At 55.9% G+C, this 11,636-nt stretch carries 15 protein-coding genes and 1 pseudogene; 11 read left to right on the top strand and 5 right to left on the bottom strand.

The window, feature by feature from the left end; all coding sequences use genetic code 11:
• Nucleotides 1-10: 10 nt before the first annotated feature.
• On the top strand, nt 11-229 hold the full coding sequence (locus VCJ09_RS20265) for a BPSL0761 family protein (RefSeq protein ID WP_324731845.1): 219 nt from the start codon (nt 11-13) through the stop codon (nt 227-229).
• On the opposite strand, the gene VCJ09_RS20260 is transcribed toward VCJ09_RS20265, so the two are convergent.
• A complete protein-coding gene (locus tag VCJ09_RS20260; RefSeq protein ID WP_324731844.1) occupies nt 226-453 on the bottom strand; it encodes a helix-turn-helix domain-containing protein in 228 nt (75 codons plus the stop codon). The two genes, VCJ09_RS20265 and VCJ09_RS20260, sit on opposite strands and share 4 nt — an antisense overlap.
• A 101-nt stretch (nt 454-554) precedes the next feature.
• On the opposite strand from VCJ09_RS20260, the gene VCJ09_RS20255 reads away from it, so the two are divergent.
• The 5 genes from VCJ09_RS20255 to VCJ09_RS20235 all read left to right on the top strand — a co-directional run bounded on the left by VCJ09_RS20255 (nt 555) and on the right by VCJ09_RS20235 (nt 4,352).
• Nucleotides 555-1,145, top strand: coding sequence for a hypothetical protein (locus VCJ09_RS20255; RefSeq protein WP_324731843.1), 591 nt, complete (start codon nt 555-557; stop codon nt 1,143-1,145).
• Complete coding sequence (locus VCJ09_RS20250) at nt 1,142-2,542, top strand: DEAD/DEAH box helicase (RefSeq protein ID WP_324731842.1); 1,401 nt, start codon at nt 1,142-1,144, stop codon at nt 2,540-2,542. The genes VCJ09_RS20255 and VCJ09_RS20250 overlap by 4 nt, the downstream gene beginning before the upstream one ends.
• 95 nt (nt 2,543-2,637) lie before the next feature.
• Entirely contained in the window at nt 2,638-2,940 is a 303-nt protein-coding gene (locus VCJ09_RS20245) for a hypothetical protein (protein ID WP_324731841.1), read from the top strand.
• Complete coding sequence (locus tag VCJ09_RS20240) at nt 2,940-3,977, top strand: inositol monophosphatase family protein (protein ID WP_324731840.1); 1,038 nt, start codon at nt 2,940-2,942, stop codon at nt 3,975-3,977. The genes VCJ09_RS20245 and VCJ09_RS20240 overlap by 1 nt, the downstream gene beginning before the upstream one ends.
• Nucleotides 3,978-4,031: 54 nt before the next feature.
• A complete protein-coding gene (locus VCJ09_RS20235; protein WP_324731839.1) occupies nt 4,032-4,352 on the top strand; it encodes a CopG family ribbon-helix-helix protein in 321 nt (106 codons plus the stop codon).
• A 110-nt stretch (nt 4,353-4,462) separates the two neighbouring features.
• Here VCJ09_RS20235 and VCJ09_RS20230 read toward each other — a convergent pair whose 3' ends face one another.
• The 4 genes and pseudogenes from VCJ09_RS20230 to VCJ09_RS20215 form a co-directional block, all read right to left on the bottom strand.
• The gene (locus VCJ09_RS20230; protein WP_324731838.1) at nt 4,463-4,762 is read right to left on the bottom strand and encodes an MbcA/ParS/Xre antitoxin family protein; all 300 of its coding nucleotides are present in this window, start codon (nt 4,760-4,762) and stop codon (nt 4,463-4,465) included.
• 97 nt (nt 4,763-4,859) lie between these two features.
• Nucleotides 4,860-5,076, bottom strand: a pseudogene (locus VCJ09_RS20225) (IS3 family transposase); the annotation flags it as partial.
• 216 nt (nt 5,077-5,292) lie between these two features.
• Nucleotides 5,293-6,816, bottom strand: a complete 1,524-nt coding sequence (locus VCJ09_RS20220) for a phosphorylase family protein (RefSeq protein ID WP_324731837.1) — start codon at nt 6,814-6,816, stop codon at nt 5,293-5,295.
• 50 nt (nt 6,817-6,866) lie between these two features.
• On the bottom strand, nt 6,867-7,685 hold the full coding sequence (locus tag VCJ09_RS20215) for a helix-turn-helix transcriptional regulator (RefSeq protein ID WP_324731836.1): 819 nt from the start codon (nt 7,683-7,685) through the stop codon (nt 6,867-6,869).
• Between the two features lie 333 nt (nt 7,686-8,018).
• Here VCJ09_RS20215 and VCJ09_RS20210 point away from each other — a divergent pair, with 333 nt between their 5' ends.
• The 5 genes from VCJ09_RS20210 (at nt 8,019) to VCJ09_RS20190 (ending at nt 11,582) form a co-directional block, all read left to right on the top strand.
• The gene (locus tag VCJ09_RS20210) at nt 8,019-8,963 is read left to right on the top strand and encodes a CBASS oligonucleotide cyclase (RefSeq protein WP_324731835.1); all 945 of its coding nucleotides are present in this window, start codon (nt 8,019-8,021) and stop codon (nt 8,961-8,963) included.
• Nucleotides 8,960-9,451 (top strand): HORMA-1 domain-containing protein, encoded by a 492-nt coding sequence (locus VCJ09_RS20205; protein WP_324731834.1) that lies wholly within the window; start codon nt 8,960-8,962, stop codon nt 9,449-9,451. Before VCJ09_RS20210 ends, VCJ09_RS20205 begins: the two co-directional genes overlap by 4 nt.
• Nucleotides 9,448-10,344, top strand: a complete 897-nt coding sequence (locus VCJ09_RS20200; RefSeq protein WP_324731833.1) for an ATP-binding protein — start codon at nt 9,448-9,450, stop codon at nt 10,342-10,344. The genes VCJ09_RS20205 and VCJ09_RS20200 overlap by 4 nt, the downstream gene beginning before the upstream one ends.
• A gap of 151 nt (nt 10,345-10,495) precedes the next feature.
• Complete coding sequence (locus VCJ09_RS20195; protein ID WP_324731832.1) at nt 10,496-11,053, top strand: 3'-5' exonuclease; 558 nt, start codon at nt 10,496-10,498, stop codon at nt 11,051-11,053.
• Between the two features lie 172 nt (nt 11,054-11,225).
• A complete protein-coding gene (locus tag VCJ09_RS20190; RefSeq protein ID WP_324731831.1) occupies nt 11,226-11,582 on the top strand; it encodes a hypothetical protein in 357 nt (118 codons plus the stop codon).
• Nucleotides 11,583-11,636: the final 54 nt, after the last annotated feature.

Below are 11,636 nucleotides of genomic sequence, written 5' to 3'. Positions count from 1 at the left end.
GGAGAACGCTATGACGATGCCAAGCGAGCGCACCCGCTCGATCATTCAAACCCGAGAGTTTCTGGTCGATTTGTCTCGCGACAAGACGCTGCCTGAGGCCGTGCGCACTGAGGCGCGTCGCCTGTTGCGTCATTATCCGACCGCCGATGAGGTGCTGCTTGCCGGGAAGGTAGAGGAGCAGCGCGAAGATGGCCTGCCGTGGGTTTTCCTGAGCTCCAGGATCGACTAGCCCTGTAACTCCGACACTGGAGGCAGGAGGGAGGCTGGATTGCAGCTCAGCATGCTGGCGATGCGGTACAGCTTCTCGACGGTGATGCTCACCTCACCACGCTCGATGCGCCCCATGTAGCTGCGGTCGATGCTGCAGGCCAGCGCGAGTGCATCCTGAGAAAGCCGACAGGCCTTTCTCTGCGTCCGGATGCGTGCCCCCAACGCTTTCGCCAACTGATCCATGACCGCCTCAACTCCACTTGAGGCGGCACTATCGTGCGTTTGCGGATGTACAGGCCACGGACTATAATCCGCATTTTTGCGATTACTCTTCTGGTGCCTCAATGAAATCGGCCACGTTCATCTTTGACAGGCGGCTGTATGAGCTACTTCAGGAGGAAGGGAGCACTCAGTTCACGATCCGTGAACTGCGGGATGCCTACGCCAAGCGCCTAGAGGGCATGACTTTTCGCATCGGCGATGTGCGCCGCTATGTGTATGAGCAGATCCGCCGAATGCTGCGCATAGGCTGGCTCGCATATGACGAAGAGCGCCGCACGCGAGGACAGGTCTACCACCTGCAGCCCATCCCGGCACATCTACAGCTGGAGCTGATTGACAACGGGTTTCAGAACAGCCTCAAGACTGCATTTGAACCAGAGCAGGGGCCGTCAGTTGTCGATAATGCAGCTATACCGCTTAAACCTTCACTCGATGCGGATCAGCACCTGGAAGCGCTCCTCAAAGAGATCCGGTTGGACTTCTTGTCTTCGATGGGCGAGGCGGAGCGATACAAGCTTCTCCTGGATGAGATGCCTCATCTCCGGGGCAAGGTAGAAGGCGAGTATCTGGACGCTAGAGACCGCAGCTCTCGCCTGCTGGGTCATCTCCGCGCCATCGAGAAGACGATCAAGACGCTTGCCGCCGCACGATGACCACATCGCTGCGAGACTGGCAACTCAGATGCATCGACACGGCGTTGGAGCACTTTACTTCCACGCCACACTTCTTCTGCCAGGCAACGCCGGGTGCTGGCAAGACGCGCATGGCGGCAGAGTTGGCCAGCAGACTGCTGGGGCAGGACAGGATCGATCTGGTGATGTGCTTCGCGCCATCCTGCCAGGTAGTCGAGGGCTTTCGCTCAACCTTTGCTGCAGTGCTCGGCCGGCGTCTGGACGGTCAGATCGGCGCGGTGGGGGCAGCGTTCACCTATCAGGCCATGGAATACAGAGATGAGGGGTTCTGGCAGCTCCTCGATGAGTACCGCGTGCTCGTGGTATTCGATGAAATTCACCACTGCGCCGGCCATGATCCACTTCTTAGCAACGCCTGGGGCCAGCAGATACTGCACCGGATACAGGATCGTGCTGCCTTCACCTTGGCTCTCTCTGGCACGCCATGGCGTTCGGACGACCGGGCCATTGCCCTGGCTCGCTACTCGTCGCCTGAGGGATACCTGATCTGCGACTACCGCTATGGACTGAAAGAGGCCATTGCTGATGGGGTGTGCCGTTCCCCTCGTATTGTCCTGCTCGACAATCAGAAGGTGAAACTCACCGAGGAGCTTGGCACCGAGAGCACTGTCAGGATGTTTCCCAGCATCGCCAAGCTATTGGTGGAATCCCCCGTCACCTATGAGGAACTTCTGCGCCATGACGAGGTGATCGATCAACTGCTCGGTCTTGGATGCGGCAAGCTGGACGAGCTTCGCCTGATCAAGCCTGATGCGGCTGGCTTGGTGGTTGCCACCGACATCGAGCACGCCCAGCAAATTGCCCAGGCCCTGGACTCAAGGGGTGAAGGTTGCCGCATTGTGACCAACAAAACCCCTGATGCGCAGCTGGTGATTAATGCGTTCAGACACAGCGCTTGCCGTTGGATTGTCGCCGTCGGAATGATCAGTGAAGGTACCGACATTCCCCGCTTACAGGTGTGCTGCTACCTCAGCCGTATCCGCACCGAGTTGCATTACCGACAAGTGTTGGGGCGGGTACTGCGGCGCATAGGCGAGCCCGATGACCATGCTTGGTTGTTCATGCTGGCGGAATCGACGCTGCAGCGCTTGGCGGAGCGAATTGCGGATGATCTGCCGGATGACCTAGCGGTGCTGAACGAGGTGCAGATGCCGGCCTCCACCTCAGGTTCAAAGACTGGCTGGACTGGGGCCACCGGCAATATCGATGCTCTTGATGACAGTATTGGAAGTGGGGCCGAGCATGTTATTGGGTCAGGCGATACGTGCATTATCTCTCTGGGGAGCTTTGCAGCTGAGCCAAGTTATCAGGTGAGCTTTTCTCAGCATTACAGGCAACAGTTGCTGGCTTGTTTTTGACACTGCGAGACCTCGCCCAAATGGAGTCGCGCCCGCTTTCGTGATCGGACAGGATCGACTGCTTCATCGGGTAGCAAACTAATCGGGAGGTGACTATGGAGAACAAAACTCTGGCGTCAGTAGATGTGGTTGAGGATGTGATCTGCGACGTTTGTAGATCTAGTACCCGTATCCCCGATTACGGTCTGCAATATGGCAAGCTGGAAGCGCAATGGGGTTATGGCGCTCAACATGACGGAGAGCACTACCGTGTCCACCTGTGTGAGCCTTGCTTTTTCAGAGTGCTAAGCGGCTTGCGTCGAGAACGTATGGTCAATGGCATGTTCGATGACGATAGACCCTTCTCCGAAGACGGTTTCGGGCTGATCAGCACGGGTAACTATTGGGAGCAAGGCTAATGGCTGAACTACAGGTGCGTCACCTTTTGGCCCCTGTCATTGAGCTTGCCTTGCAGGCTGGACTGCTCATAGAGGCCGAGCTGTCCAGACCGGATGGCCCGAGGGGCTCAGGCGATAAGGCCGAGATCGACGTTGAGATCGAGAAACTGCTTCGCGAAGGGTTACAGCAGATTCTTGCCTGCGATTTCGTCGGCGAGGAAACTGGCGTTGATCTCTCCGGCCACCGATTCGCTTGGGTTGTTGATCCCAATGACGGTACCGCCGACTTTCTCAAACGGCGGCCAGGCTCTGCAGTTTCGATTGGTCTTCTTCGGGATGGGACGCCAGTGCTGGGGGTTGTGTATGCCCCAGTAAATGCACATGGCCCAGACTGCATAGCATGGGCCGAGGGGCTCCAGACTTTATTGCGTAATGGGCAGCCTGTCAGCCGAGACCTGTGCTCGGCGACACTGTCATCTGACTCAGTGGTTTTCGTGAGCTACAGCGCGTACTTGAAACCAGAGCAGAACGCCGTACTTTGCCGACCGGCTATTTTTCACCCGATGCCGAGTATTGCTTACCGGTTGGCGCGAGTCGCTGCTGGTGACGGTATTGCGGCTGTCTCGTTGTACAGCGTTTCCACCCATGACGTCGTTGCAGCCCATGCCCTGTTGCGCGCGGTCAACGGGGACATCTGGAATGAGCGGGGCGAGTTGTTGCGCTATGCCTCTCCAAATGCTTTCTCGTGTTCTGTGCGCTTCTGCTTTGGCGGTGCACAAGCGGCTTGCGCTGAGTTGTATAGCCGGCCTTGGAACTCATTGCTGGATACTGGTTCCGCCTCTGAGGTGTCTGGTGACGAGCCGGACAACATGATCTTGAGCGAGTTGATGGCGCTGGCTATCGATGTTCTGGGTGATCAGAACATCGCAAAGGCGTGGTTCCATACCCCTGCCTTGGGTTTGTCTGGGTTCAGTCCAATTGATTTGCTCTCCACCGCGCAGGGCTCAGTACAGGTGAGGGATTTGCTTCAGCGCATGCGGTATGGGGTCTATCAGTAGAGCGGCGTTCAACCTTCTCATTGAACAGGGCATCACCGAACAGGAGTACCCGTTATGACTGCTCTAGTCGAAACCCGAGTTTTCACGGCTCATGTCCCATTGCAACTGGACAAGAGAATCAATCGGTTCGCCGAGCGTACGGGCCGAACCAGAGACTGGGTTGTCAAACAAGCCCTGGCGGCTTGGATCGATCAGGAAGAAGAGCACCGCCGCCTGACCTGTGAGGCATTAGCCGATGTAGACGCGGGCTGCGTGATCGATCACCAAACAGTTCAGACCTGGGCTGGAAGCCTTAACAGCAACAACCCGCTTCCGGTGCCTCAGATCAATGTCAGCTTGAACAACTGCAAAGAATATGAAAACTACGCGCGCTGAGCCTCTCCAGCCGTTGGTATCATTGGCTTTCTGTTGGTACTGAAGCTGCGCGACTCAAATCTTTGCGGCTAGTGGGTCAGTTTTCCATCAGCACCAACAGCGCGGCGCTATTACGCGACACCGCCCCACTCAATCGCACGCAAGACCCTGAGCACCTGGTGAGCGCCAATCTCAGTCTCGCAAAGAGAGATGGGCGTTTTCCCACCCAAGCCTTTGTTGGCCGTGGTCATCCATGAGGTGGCAATGGCCTTGTCTTCGAAAACTTCTTCGGCTAAGACGACAACCTGAGTAAGACAGACTGGTGTCGTCGCGCTGATGGGATTCATCAAATCGACAGAAACTGGGGTTTCGGGCTTCTTGATCAGTCCTTTGAGTGCTGTGACGCTTCGATCTTCGGCCGGCTTATCCACTGATGCGATCTCCCAGGGCAACAGGGAAAAGATACGCCACGAATCGCCCCGTGTCCCCGGCGTGTTGCAAGGTAGTTGTCGCGTCAGCCGTGTTTTTAGCTGCTATTTTTAGTGCCGTTTGCTCCCTCTCTAGGTTGAGTGTGACGGCGCCGACAGGTTGCCAATTTCGCGTTGCACCTGACCAGCGATGCGGGTATTTATGGCGAGCTTTCTGGTACAGCGTCATGACGCTTGAGGCTCCTCATCGAGATGCCGCTTCCCGGGGTCACGGAGCGGATGCGGCTGTGGTGGTGCTCTTGGTTGAAACAGCGGATATCAGGTCAGCAAGGCGGTGGATAACGTGAAAAACACCGTGGCAGCGCTGATTGTCCCCCTTGACACAGGGGAACCACCCGACCGGCTCTGATCGGCCGGAGATGATCTGAACCAGTCAGCTGCGACCGGCGGAAACCGGCCAAAAGCGGTCATCTGGTGCCTACAAAATCCTTGGCGATTCAGTGATTGCCGGCTGCTTACACAAGAGCCAGTTATCACATGACCCTTCGGCTCCACCCGTGTGTGGCGTAATCAAGGGTCACAATGGCTGCAGCCTCGGACGCTACACTGTGGAAGGTATTGTCCTTAGTCGTGTCTCCGTAATCGCTGATTCCTCGGACAACCAATACGGGCACGTTCTGCTTTTCGCAGGCGTCGAATACCCCGTAAGCTTCCATCTCAGCTACCAGTGCTTTGTCGTGAATGCCTTGGAAGCTTTCGAAGATCTCCGGGTCTCGAATGAGCAGTTCGCCGGAGGCAATGGTTGCTGGCGATACCATCAGCCTTGCTGCAACGTCCCCTGCAGTGGACTCTACCGGGATCGCGAAGCCCAGCTTCTCCGCACGTTCTTGCAGACGATCAGGCAGAGAGGCGGTTGCGAAGTAAGCATTGAGATCTTGCTGGGTGGAAAGCCCTGGTCGTTGCATCTCTGGCCGTAGCGCAATCTTGCCGCCAGCGTGCGCTGCTGCCCCTTCGTAGTACACGACGCGCTCGGACAAAATGACTTCGCCGAGGCTCAATTTTTTACGACGTCCGCCCGCGATCCCCATCATCAGAACCTTATTGGGGTTCAGCTCTGACAACAGGAGTGTGGTGATGGCGCTCGCATTGACGTTGCCAGCGTTGCCGAGAGAGGCAACTACACACGAAAGAGGGCCGTCCGCTCGCTGGATCGTTACAGGCCAGAAATGAATGCCATGTTTGGAGTAGCGAGCAGGTACATCCTCGCCGATACCAAACACCTTTTTCGCGGCGGCGAGTTCAATGGCGATGGCCGTGATGACCAAGAGATCGGGAGAGCGTGCTGCTTCTCTGGCCTCAATTTCAGCTTGGAAGAGCCCAACGGACAGCTCTGCCAGCTTGTCCAGGCTGTAGAGCGGCTCCTGCAGAGACATGCTATCCAGGCGTCCCTTCACATGCTCACCAGTGAAGTGAAACATCATGAGAGGCTCCTTAAAGAAGGCATCTCGTAGACCGCGTGCGCCTTCGCCATCTTCGCTGAAGCCACCGAGCTGCAGGTCAAATGGCAGCACCGGAAGCTTCCGTTTGCGCATCTTGCGGGCCCGGTCAGAGACGCCCTTACCACCGCCCAAGGCAATCATAGCGGTTGCCACTTCCACTTGTTCATCACCGATATTTCCGCCGGTGACCAAGTCATCCTCGATATAGATGATCTCCGCGAAATTTTCAGCAGAGAGTCGACGGATGAGAGTCCGCTGATCGAGCGTCATTTTGTCCCGCATGGCCAACTGCGAGGTAACGATCTTCAGCTGGCGGGCAGGGGCGTACTCAGCCAACAGCTTCTCCGCCTCGTAAACCACCGTCCAATCGAAGGTCAGTGCATCTCCAGCCTCATTGGTGGGTAGACCAGCTAGGTAGACGACCAGGCCACCTTTTGCGGCCAAGACGCTTTTGGTAACCGCGCGAGTGAAGTCGTGCGCGAGGTCGATCGAGGCCTTCTCTGTTTTCTTGGAGATGCTGCCTGCAATCAGAATGAATTCATTTTCAAGGTTTGCCATCGTGACAATTCCGGTAGCTGAGGTGTTGAGTGTTGGCTGATTGTTAGGTGTTAATACTTGAGCAGGGCCCGTATTTCTTCTGGATGTTTAAGGGCAACCTGGATGACCTCGGGTTTTTGGCCCGCCTGATCTTCTGTCAGGTTAAGCTGGAACAAGAGGTACATCAGCAGTGCCTGACGGCACTCGATGTGCATCTCGCCATTTTCCATCAGGTAATCACTTTCGATAAGTCCTCGCTTGGCCGGGCTGAGGTCTGGATGTGCGGTCAATACGACATCCACCATGGTGTTCCAGGGCGTGTCGTCTGAAGCGCGCTCCCGATCGGGGCCCGCATAGCAGCAGCGCTTGATACGGGTCAGAGAAAAGTCTCGGAAGGCTTCGCGCCTGTGACAGTACGCTCGGGCATGCCAGCGGTTACCGTCATGTACCAGGGCATGAGGAGACAACTTTCGCTCACCGCCCTCCGGGTCTGTCATTGACTGGTAAAAGACCTTGACCGAACCCTTCTCTCGAATCGCGCGAAGGATTTCCCCAACAATGCCTGCATTGAGACGTCGACCTAGCTTAGGAACGCCCGCAACAGGCGATTGCCAGCCTAAAAAGCTGCCATATGGCACCTCTGGTTGTACCGCTACGCGAAGCAGGTCTTCGAGGTAGCGCTCAACAGCACTCGACTTGAAAACCGCCTTGAATGACTCGGTAGCTCTGTAAACCCTGGCCCGGGTGTCGTACTCCAGGTTGCTCTCGGCAAGCTTCGCGTACTCGGTAATGTCCAGCGAAGCTTGGGGCACCGAGATGCCAAAGAAGTCAGTTAGGCTGCTGCGGTTGATCTGGCCATCCCACCGCAGTCGATAGTCAATGAATTCCAACCGACGCTCCTGGCCCCAGCGTGCTCCTCCCTTGCTTGTGGGTTGGTCGTCCGTGGGTTTGGACTCATTTGTCATGATCGAGCCTCGATAGCGTATAAAAATTAGACTGCATATAGAAACTATGCGTATAGTAATCATACGCTAGCACGCTGCGGTCCGCAATTTTCCTGGCCGGATCTTCGGACGGTTCGAGGAGGTTGAACTGCAGCAAGCCGTAAGGGCAATTCGGGTCTGGTGCTCGAGTGGCCACGCCATCTCATCCGTCGGCATGTGGTGTAGCTGCTGGTAGGGAGGCTTTGCGACTAACACAGCATTTCTAGGAGGGGATGGCAGATGCCACTAACCAACACACAGATCAAGTATTACGATAGTAACGTGCTGCGCTTGCCGAAGGACAAGCGGGAGACCTATAACGCCCAGGTCGACCGCCTGATCGCAGCGCTGAAGGACAGCCTGAAGAAGCAGGACAAGATCACCATCAAGAAGGTGGTGAAGGCCGGCTCTTTCGCCAAACACACCATCCTGCGGCCCAACGCTCAGAGCCCTGCCGACGTCGACGTGGTTTTCTACATTAGCGGCCAGAAGGTTGATGAAGAAACCTTTGCGACTCTCAGCCAGAAAATCTACGACGCCCTGATCAACCTGTACCCGAACAAGTCTGTTGAAGACTTTGAAATCCAGCGCAAGGCAGCAAAGGTCACCTTCGTGGGTACCGGGCTTGAGGTCGATATCGTTCCGGTCATTGAAAATCCGAACAAGGAAAACTACGGCTGGCAGTTCGACCGAATTGACGGCTCGAAAACTGAAACCTGCGCACCGTGCCAGGTGAACTTCGTGAAGGTCCGGAAGGATGAAGATCCGGACTTCCGCACCCTTGTGCGCCTCGCCAAGCGCTGGCGCACCTGGAAGGAGGTGCCGCTAAAATCCTTCCATATCGAGCTGATCATGGCTCACGTCCTCGAGCTTAAAGGGAAGACCGGCTCGCTGGAAAAGCGCTTCCGTGACTTCCTCCTCTACATTGCGGACTCAGGACTCAAGGACGTCATTAAGTTTCCCGAGAACAAGCAGGTTCCCGACTTCTCCGATACGGTCGTAATCATCGACCCGGTATGCGATACGAACAACGTTGCGAGCCGGATCACTGAAGAAGAGCGCCAAGAGATCGTTCAGCTTGCCGAGGAGTCGTGGGAGACCGCGCATTTCGCATCGGTGGAGGACGACTTCGAAATCTGGAAAGAGCTGTTCGGTAAGGGCTTCAAAGTCGAGGACGCAGCATGAGTTACAGCGCCACTCAAACCACTACCTACACCACCACTGACATCGAAGCGGTCGTGCGGCGAATCACTGCCGACCTCCTGATGATCGCGTCGAGCAGCGAAGCTGTGACTGAGGTGAAAGCAAAAGAATGGGCCAATGACATTGAGCTGCTGGCAAAGAATGGCTACCTCAAGTTTGCGGATCTCACATTACTTAGTCATGGGGTAGAGCAGAAGGCCACCCGGTTCTATGTCAACGAGTCTGGCTCCCTAGCCAACCAGCGCCCAGGTGATGCGCGCTGGCCGAAGGTTCAGGGTGCACACCTGCGGATCGTTCTGTCCTACAACGACAGTTACACCCAGCAAGCGCAGGAGAATATGTCTGGCAAGTTGAAAATCAACTGGACGACCTCTTACGACGACATTAGCCACTCTCAGCTAACCCAGAGCGGTGGTCGCGAATACTCTAGCAACGGCTACGGCATGGAACGGAAGGACTACATCCGATGAGCAACAATAGCGTTTTTGACTCGGTGATTGAACTGCCGGAAGCCCAGCTGACTGAGCGTGAAAAAGTGTTGCTCGGGTTTGTGGGTCGCTATGAGCGTGTGCAAAACCAGCTCCAGCTCTTACTGAATCAGGGCCAGTTGTCCGAGTGGAGCAAGGCGCACCATAAAAGCGTGCTGCCGATTTGCAATCTGGTTGCCGATCAATATCCCCTGGTGATCTTCCATGGCGACGTCGGTACCGGGAAGACAGCGACAGCGGAGTGCATTGCTAACCGTATCGTCCGTGACTCACGCACTGAAGACTCGGTGCTGTTCAAGCTCAGCAACCGGGTCCGCGGCTCTGGTAAGGTCGGCGAGATGGGTACGCTTTTGACCCAAGCTTTTGCAGAGGTTGTCGAGGCAGCAGGCAAAAAGCGCAGGGCGATTCTCATCATCGACGAAGGCGACTCGATCGCTGCTTCCCGCTCGCAAAGTCAGAGCCACCACGAAGATAAGGTGGCTGTGAACACCTTGATCCAAGGCGTGGATGAATTGCGCAAATATGGCGGTCGGATCGTGGTGATCCTGTGCACTAACCGACTTTCAGTCTTGGACGCAGCACTTCGTCGACGAGCTGCCATCGTTGAAGAGTTCACTCGCCCAGACGCTACTGAGCGGAAAGAGCTGCTCAGCATGGATCTGCTGGGCATGGGGCTCACGGACAAGCAGCTGACCGATTTGGCGTCAGTCACTGGCGAGCGTAACGGTCAGCCAGCATGGACTTACTCCGATATTCGGACGCGCTTGTACCCTACGGCAATGGCGAAAGCCTTCCCTAATCGTCCGCTGAGCTTCAAAGATCTGACCGACTCAATACTGGAGATGAAGCCATCACCGGTTATGGAAGATAAGTAAACATTCTGGTCGCGTGATCGGGCTCGGTGGCGACGCCTCGGGTTGACCTGCAGCCCTCTTTACCTAGTACGCGATGATCTTTCCCGCTGTTGTGGTGTCTGGTGCTGAAGGCTGCTGTTGCCATGCGGAAATCAGCTAAAACGGAGTATTTATGAAAGCAGACAAAGAAATTTTCGTCTCAGTCGACATCGAGGCATCTGGCCCGATCCCTGGCAAGTACAGCATGCTTTCTATCGGCGCGTGCGTGGCGTCGAATCCGGCGGAGCAGTTCTCCTGCTTTCTGAAGCCTATCTCTCAGGAGTTTGTGCCGGCTGCCCTTGAGGTCACAGGGTTGTCACTTGAGAGGCTTCGCGAAGAGGGCTTGGAACCTAGTGAGGCAATGGCGCAATTCAGGGCCTGGGTAGAGTCACTAGCTGATGCCGGTCAAAGGGTAGTGTTCGTAGGGTTCAACGCTTCGTTCGACTGGAGCTTCGTGAACTATTACTTTCATCTGTTCTTGGGTGAAAACCCCTTCGGAATCGCAGCGCTCGACATTAAGTCGATGTACTTCGGTGCCTCCGGATGCGCTTGGAAATCGACCCGCTCAAGCGAAATTGAGAAGGTAGTGAATCCTGAAAGCTCGGGCAACCATGATGCCCTAGATGACGCCGTTTACCAGGCGGAGTTGTTCAACTTGATTCGTGAAAAGCTGGTGTTTGGTAGGCCCTGACGGATCCTTTGGCAAGCAGCTCGTGGGGCTAGGGAAGCCGGGGCTTGCCCAGATGCTCGCTTTAAGAGCAAGCGGAGCGCGCAGGCCCTGGCTATAAGCGCCAAAGGGGGAAATGGGTCGTAGCGAGCTCGGTTAAGAATGGTCCTTTGGGGATGCGTGGAGCGGGGGGGTAATGAACATCAACGTTACAGCAATTGAACGAAATATCAGGCTCTACGCTTTGCCAGGACTGCTTACCTTGATCGGGATGGGCACAATGTTGCTGATTGATCCCTCCGCCGCATCAGCGAGTCCGCTTGACCAGATGATTGCACCTCTAAAACAAGGAGTGTTTTGGGTAGCGGTCATGTTAACGGTGGGCGGGATAGTGTGGAGCCTCTATCGTGCCTGGCTTGAGTTCCGCTGGATGCAGGGGGAGTTGCTGGGCGGCTGTGATAATTGTGGTGGACCCTTGCGCCATTTAGATGGCCGCTACGGTACATACAGCAAATGTTTGATGTGTGGCAGCGCGCGAAAGGGTTGGCACTAAAGCTGAAATTAGGTCCTGCGAAGGCAAATGGGTACAGATTACCTTCGCTACTTA

It is taken from the genome of Pseudomonas paeninsulae, from assembly GCF_035621475.1.
Taxonomy (GTDB): Bacteria; Pseudomonadota; Gammaproteobacteria; order Pseudomonadales; family Pseudomonadaceae; genus Aquipseudomonas; species Aquipseudomonas paeninsulae.
The sequence above is the reverse complement of the archived record's forward strand: the minus strand, read 5'-3'. Positions and strand labels throughout refer to the sequence as shown.